Origin of the sequence: Streptomyces bobili, from assembly GCF_002154575.1 — a bacterium.
GTDB classification, from domain to species: Bacteria; Actinomycetota; Actinomycetes; order Streptomycetales; family Streptomycetaceae; genus Streptomyces; species Streptomyces bobili.
The window spans coordinates 1-6,197 of record NZ_MUBA01000363.1 but is presented as its reverse complement, the minus strand read 5'-3'; the positions used below and the strand labels follow the sequence as shown (position 1 = coordinate 6,197).

The window sequence follows — 6,197 nt, the reverse complement described above, 5'->3', positions numbered from 1 at the left end:
CCCCTGTCCCCCTCCGGCCCCGGACGCCTCCTCGGGTCACGGTTCACGCCATGAGGTCCCGGCCGATCCCCGTTCGGCCTTGTGCCTCGGTACCACCCAGTAGGTACGCTGCCCTCCATGCGTGCACTTCTCGTGGTCAATCCGGCAGCAACCACTACGAGTGCACGGACGCGTGACGTCCTCATCCACGCGCTCGCCAGCGAGATGAAGCTGGAGGCGGTCACCACCGAGTACCGCGGGCACGCCCGGGACCTGGGGCGGCAGGCGGCGCAGAGCGAGGACATAGACATGGTCGTCGCCCTCGGTGGCGACGGCACCATCAACGAAGTGGTGAACGGCCTGCTGCACGCCGGCCCCGACCCCGAGAACCTGCCCGGCATCGCCGTGGTCCCCGGCGGTTCCACGAATGTCTTCGCCCGCGCCCTGGGCCTGCCCAACGATCCCGTCGAGGCGACCGGTGCCCTGCTGGACGCCCTGCGCGAGGGCCGGGAGCGCACGGTGGGACTGGGGCTGACCTCCGGTACGCCGGGCACGGAGGACGAGGCGGTGCCGGCGCGCTGGTTCACCTTCAACGCGGGGCTCGGTTTCGACGCCGGCGTCGTCGGCCGGGTCGAACAGCAGCGCGAGCGCGGCCGGAGATCCACCCACGCGCTCTACGTCCGCCAGGCCGTGCGCCAGCTCCTCGGCGAGCCGCAGCGCCGGCACGGTTCGATCACGCTGGAGCGGCCGGGCGCGGACCCGGTGACCGATCTGGTGCTGTCCATCGTGTGCAACACCGCTCCGTGGACCTATCTGGGCAATCGCCCGGTGTACGCATCACCTAAGGCCTCGTTCGATACCGGGCTCGACGTACTCGGTCTCAGCCGTCTGTCCACGGCCTCCGTTGTCCGGTATGGGACCCAGTTGCTCACTTCGTCCCCCGAGCGGGGACCTCATGGCAAGCACGCCGTGTCCTTGCACGACCTGGACCAGTTCACCTTGCATTCGAAGGTCCCGCTGCCCCTCCAGATGGACGGTGACCACCTGGGGCTGCGAACCAGCGTGACGTTCACAGGCGTACGCCGTGCACTGCGTGTGATTGTGTGAGCAGAAAGGGCTGAAGTCCTTTCACTCGAACGTTTAGACCAGGGTCCACCCCATGGAAGTACGGCTGTGACCTAGTCGACACCGAGGAATCAAAAAAAACTTTCCGGAAGGGGTTGTATCCGCCGCCGAGGTTTGCGAGTCTCTATCTGGCGATCGGGACGGCCCGCAGGACCAGCCTCCACTGATCACCAGAACCCCTCTTCAATCCACAGGACCGCGCCAGGGAACCTGGCTGGTGGCCCTTCACTTGTTGAGGGATTCGTGAAAGCGTTCACATTCACAAGCAACTTGCATGTAATACCAAGGAGAGGTAGCAGCCATGGACTGGCGTCACAACGCCGTTTGCCGCGAGGAAGACCCCGAGCTCTTCTTCCCCATCGGCAACACCGGTCCTGCGCTGCTGCAGATCGAGGAAGCCAAGGCCGTCTGCCGTCGCTGCCCCGTTATGGATCAGTGTCTGCAGTGGGCGCTCGAGTCCGGCCAGGACTCCGGCGTCTGGGGTGGCCTCAGCGAGGACGAGCGCCGCGCAATGAAGCGCCGCGCCGCCCGCAACCGGGCCCGTCAGGCCTCCGCCTGACAACACCCGCCCCAAGCCTGACGCTTGGCGGCGCGTACAGCGAGTACGCATCTCCCGCCCCGAGCCGCAGCGCGCAGTACCCCCGATGACCAGCTCACGCTGGCAACGAGCATTTGAGCCCCGGACCCCTGAACGGTCCGGGGCTTCTTGCTGTCCCCGCCGATGCGAGCTACTTCTGCGCCCGCACGGGGATGTCCAGGATCACCTGCGTGCCGCGCTCCGGCGCCGGGACCATGTCGAACGATCCGCCCAACTCGCCCTCCACCAGCGTCCGTACGATCTGGAGGCCGAGGTTGCCCGAGGTGTGCGGGTCGAATCCGTCGGGCAGGCCGACGCCGTCGTCCTGGACGGTGACCAGCAGGCGGCCCTCCTTGGTGGTGCCGCCGCGGACCGCCGCGACCTCGACCGTGCCGATGTCGCCCTCGCGGAATCCGTGTTCGAGCGCGTTCTGCAGGATTTCGGTGAGCACCATGGACAGCGGGGTGGCGACCTCCGCGTCCAGGATGCCGAAGCGTCCGGTGCGCCGGCCGACCACCTTGCCCGGCGAGATCTCCGCGACCATCGCCAGGACCCGGTCGGCGATCTCGTCGAACTCCACCCGCTCGTCCAGATTCTGGGACAGCGTCTCATGGACGATGGCGATCGAGCCGACCCGCCGGACCGCCTCCTCCAGGGCCTCCCTGCCCCGCTCGGACTCGATCCGGCGGGCCTGGAGCCGCAACAGGGCCGCCACGGTCTGGAGGTTGTTCTTCACCCGGTGGTGGATCTCCCGGATGGTCGCGTCCTTGGTGATCAACTCGCGCTCGCGGCGCCGCAGTTCGGTGACGTCCCGGAGCAGGACGAGAGAGCCGATGCGGGTGCCCTTGGGCTTGAGCGGGATCGCGCGGAACTGGATCACGCCGTCTCGCGCCTCCACCTCGAACTCGCGGGGTGCCCAGCCGCTGGCGACCTTGGCGAGCGCCTCGTCCACCGGACCCCGGGTGGGGGCGAGTTCGGCGGTGGTCAGGCCGAGGTTGTGGCCGACCAGGTCGGAGGCGAGGCCCATGCGGTGGTAGGCGGAGAGCGCGTTCGGGGAGGCGTACTGGACGACCCCGTCGGCGTCCAGGCGGATCAGGCCGTCACCGACGCGCGGGGCGGCGTCCATGTCCATCTGCTGGTCGGGGAACGGGAAGGAGCCGGCCGCGATCATCTGCGCGAGGTCGGAGGCGCTCTGGAGGTAGGTCAGCTCCAGGCGGCTCGGGGTGCGCACGGTGAGCAGATTGGTGTTGCGGGCGATGACGCCGAGGACACGACCCTCACGCCGTACGGGGATCGACTCGACCCGGACGGGGACCTCCTCGCGCCACTCCGGGTCGCCCTCGCGCACGATCCGGCCCTCGTCGAGGGCGGCGTCCAGCAGGGGACGGCGGCCGCGCGGGACCAGGTGGCCGACCATGTCGTCCTGGTAGGAGGTGGGGCCGGTGTTGGGGCGCATCTGGGCGACGGAGACGTAACGGGTGCCGTCGCGGGTGGGGACCCACAGGACCAGGTCGGCGAAGGAGAGGTCGGAGAGCAGCTGCCACTCCGAGACCAGCAGGTGCAGCCACTCGAGGTCGGAGTCCCCGAGTGCGGTGTGCTGGCGTACGAGTTCGTTCATGGAGGGCACGTCTGCGAGCGTACCTGGGGGTATGTGCGGGGCCTAAAACGGGCGGAGACTGTCGCCCGGAAACACCCGCGGGCCGCGGCGCCTGAGAGGGACCCTCAGCCCTCCCGGCACCGCAGCCCGGAGCAATATCGGCCGCGGGGTGTGCGGTCCCGTCGGCCGAGGGTGAGGATCCGGGGCAGTCAGGGCAGAGAGCTCCGGGTCCTCGGTCCGCCTTCCTGTGCGGGGAAGACGGAAGTCTGCTGCATACCCCAGCATTGTGGACTAGACCAGTTTGGGTTGTCCATGTGCGGGAGCTTGTGCGTTTTTGCCGGGGCAGGTATTCGGACGCCCTAGCATTCACAACGCAGCCTAGCCCGCGTGGGTTCCTGCGCGGGGCCAGACGGCCATGGCAATTTCCGCGACACCCTCCAGTTCCTCCCTGCTCGCCCCGTCCCGCGCCTGTTGCGACATCCCCTGGAAGACGGCGGCGGCATGGCGGGCGAGTGCGACGGCGTCGGTGTCCGGCGGCAGTTCGCCGGTGGCCGCGTCCGCGCGGACGCGGCTCTCGATGGCGGAGACATTCGCGTTGCGCTGCCGACGCAGGGCGTCCTCCACCTCGGGGGTGGTGCAGTTGGTGGCCGCGTGGATCACCAGACAGCCGTACGGGTGGCCGGGGTCGGTGAACTCCGCGGCGGCCTCGCGCAGCAGCCGCTCGACGGCGGCGCGAGCGGTCGGTCCCTCCTCCAGCGCTCGCCCCGAGAACGAGCCGTACGTCCCGCCGTAGACCCGCACGGCCTCCTCGAACAGCGATCGCTTGTCGCCGAAGGCCGCGTACAGGCTCGGGGCGCCGATGCCCATGACCCGGGTGAGGTCGGAGACCGAGGTCGCCTCGTAGCCGTGCTCCCAGAACGCCATGACCGCCTTCTCCAGCGCGGTCGCGCGATCGAAGGAACGGGGGCGGCCACGGGGCTTGACCCCCGGCCCGACCTGCGGCTGGTCCTTCTGCTGCTTCACCATGGAGTGCATTTTATAGCGCACGCTAGAGAAATGTCGGCGGCCTGCTGTACGGTCTTTTCTGTAGCGACCGCTACGGAATTTGGAAGGGGTGTGGCATGGGTGTGCTCACGGGCCGGACGGCGCTCGTCACCGGGGCCGGCAGGGGGATCGGACGCGGGATCGCCGAGCGGCTGGCACGCGACGGGGCGCGGGTGGCGGTGCACTACGGCAGCCGGGAGGAGACGGCCAAGGCGACCGTTGCGGCGATCGAGGAGGCGGGCGGCTCCGCGTTCGCGATCCGGGCGCGGCTCGGGGTGCCGGGTGACGCGGAGACCCTGTGGCGGGAGTTCGACCGGCACGCGGACGGCCTGGACATCCTGGTGAACAACGCGGGGATCGGGACGTCCCGGCCGTTCGGAGAGATCGACGAGGAGGAGTACGGCCGGCTCTTCGCGGTGAACGTGAAGGCACCCCACTTCATCACCCAGCTCGGGGCGGGGCGGCTGCGGGACGGCGGACGGATCGTCAACATATCCTCCGGTCTCGCCCGCACCGCGGCGATGCCGCAGCTCATGGCCTACGCGATGACGAAGGGCGCGCTCGACGTCTTCACCCGGGACCTGGCGAAGGTGCTCGGCCCCCGGGGAATCACCGTGAACTCCGTCGCGCCCGGCATCGTCGACACCGACGTCAACGCCGACTGGCTGCGCGCGAGCGAGGAGGCGTGGCAGGGAGCCGCCGCCTACTCGGCGCTGGGGCGCGTGGGGACCCCGGCGGACATCGGCGACGTGGTGGCATTCCTCGCCTCACCGGACGGACGATGGGTGACGGGGCACTGGCTGGACGCGACGGGGGGTTCGCTGACCTGAGTCGACGAAAGGGAACATTTCCCCTCGGGTTCACTTCTCCCACCTGGGTCGGCCGGGCCACCTCTGTTAGATTGGTCTAAACCACATAGCCCTTCCGGGCCCCAGTCGAGTCCCTCATCAGAACGGCAGGCCAGCGTGGAAGTTGTCATCGTTGCGGACGCCAGATCGGGCGGCGAGCTGATCGCCCGGGCCATCGCCCAGCTCCTGCGGCGCAAGGCCGACGCCCTGCTCGGCGTGGCCACGGGTTCCACCCCGCTGCCGGTCTACCAGGCGTTGACGGCCCAGGTGCGCTCCGGTGCCGTGGACGCCTCGCGGGCGCGGATCGCCCAGCTCGACGAGTACGTGGGCCTCGACGCCGAGCACCCCGAGTCCTACCGCTCGGTGCTGCGCCGGGAGGTCCTGGAGCCGCTCGGCATCGGTATGGACGCCTTCCTCGGGCCGGACGGCACCGCCGAGGACGTCCAGGCCGCCTGCGAGGCCTACGACCGGGCGCTGGCCGCGGCCGGCGGCGTCGACCTCCAGCTGCTGGGGATCGGGACCGACGGGCACATCGGGTTCAACGAGCCCTGCTCCTCGCTGGCCTCCCGGACACGGATCAAGACGCTCACCGAGCAGACCCGGATCGACAACGCGCGGTTCTTCGACGGGGACATCGGACAGGTCCCGCACCACGTGATCACGCAGGGCATCGGCACCATCCTGGAGGCACGGCACCTGGTGCTGCTCGCCACGGGCGAGGGCAAGGCGGACGCGGTCGCCGCGACCGTCGAGGGGCCGGTGGCGGCGATCTGCCCCGCCTCGGCGCTCCAGCTGCATCCGCACGCGACCGTCGTGGTCGACGAGGGTGCCGCGTCCAAGCTGAAGCTCGCGGACTACTTCCGGCACACGTACGCCAACAAGCCGGAGTGGCAGGGGATCTGAGCGCGACGCCCACACGCCGGCCGCAGCGCCCGCTACGACGCGACGGGCGCCGGTCCCCTTCGAGGGAGCCGGCGCCCGTCGCGTCGTAGGAGCCTCTACGCGCCGGCGATGACCTCCGCCGCCG

Annotated in this window: 6 protein-coding genes; 4 read left to right on the top strand and 2 right to left on the bottom strand. The window is 69.8% G+C overall.

Annotated features, from left to right (window positions below):
* The first annotated feature begins 117 nt into the window (after window positions 1-117).
* Together BZL64_RS26580 and BZL64_RS26575 are read left to right on the top strand one after the other, a co-directional pair.
* Window positions 118-1,086, top strand: a complete 969-nt coding sequence (locus BZL64_RS26580; protein WP_086771710.1) for a diacylglycerol/lipid kinase family protein — start codon at window positions 118-120, stop codon at window positions 1,084-1,086.
* A 319-nt stretch (window positions 1,087-1,405) separates the two neighbouring features.
* Window positions 1,406-1,663 carry a WhiB family transcriptional regulator gene (locus tag BZL64_RS26575; protein WP_006142322.1) on the top strand — a complete coding sequence of 86 codons (258 nt, stop codon included), beginning with the start codon at window positions 1,406-1,408 and terminating at the stop codon, window positions 1,661-1,663.
* Between the two features lie 169 nt (window positions 1,664-1,832).
* On the opposite strand, the gene BZL64_RS26570 is transcribed toward BZL64_RS26575, so the two are convergent.
* Window positions 1,833-3,299 carry a PAS domain-containing sensor histidine kinase gene (locus tag BZL64_RS26570; RefSeq protein WP_086771712.1) on the bottom strand — a complete coding sequence of 489 codons (1,467 nt, stop codon included), beginning with the start codon at window positions 3,297-3,299 and terminating at the stop codon, window positions 1,833-1,835.
* 357 nt (window positions 3,300-3,656) lie between these two features.
* A complete protein-coding gene (locus tag BZL64_RS26565; protein WP_086771711.1) occupies window positions 3,657-4,304 on the bottom strand; it encodes a TetR/AcrR family transcriptional regulator in 648 nt (215 codons plus the stop codon).
* A 95-nt stretch (window positions 4,305-4,399) separates the two neighbouring features.
* On the opposite strand from BZL64_RS26565, the gene BZL64_RS26560 reads away from it, so the two are divergent.
* Both BZL64_RS26560 and nagB read left to right on the top strand, forming a co-directional pair.
* Entirely contained in the window at window positions 4,400-5,152 is a 753-nt protein-coding gene (locus tag BZL64_RS26560; RefSeq protein WP_086771709.1) for an SDR family oxidoreductase, read from the top strand.
* Between the two features lie 135 nt (window positions 5,153-5,287).
* Complete coding sequence (nagB, locus tag BZL64_RS26555) at window positions 5,288-6,073, top strand: glucosamine-6-phosphate deaminase (RefSeq protein ID WP_086771708.1); 786 nt, start codon at window positions 5,288-5,290, stop codon at window positions 6,071-6,073.
* Window positions 6,074-6,197 lie beyond the last annotated feature (124 nt).

Coding starts and splice junctions, on each gene's coding strand:
- BZL64_RS26580 (WP_086771710.1), top strand. CDS start 118: ATGCGTGCACTTCTCGTGGTCAATCCGGCAGCAACCACTACGAGTGCA.
- BZL64_RS26575 (WP_006142322.1), top strand. CDS start 1,406: ATGGACTGGCGTCACAACGCCGTTTGCCGCGAGGAAGACCCCGAGCTC.
- BZL64_RS26570 (WP_086771712.1), bottom strand. CDS start 3,299: ATGAACGAACTCGTACGCCAGCACACCGCACTCGGGGACTCCGACCTC.
- BZL64_RS26565 (WP_086771711.1), bottom strand. CDS start 4,304: ATGGTGAAGCAGCAGAAGGACCAGCCGCAGGTCGGGCCGGGGGTCAAG.
- BZL64_RS26560 (WP_086771709.1), top strand. CDS start 4,400: ATGGGTGTGCTCACGGGCCGGACGGCGCTCGTCACCGGGGCCGGCAGG.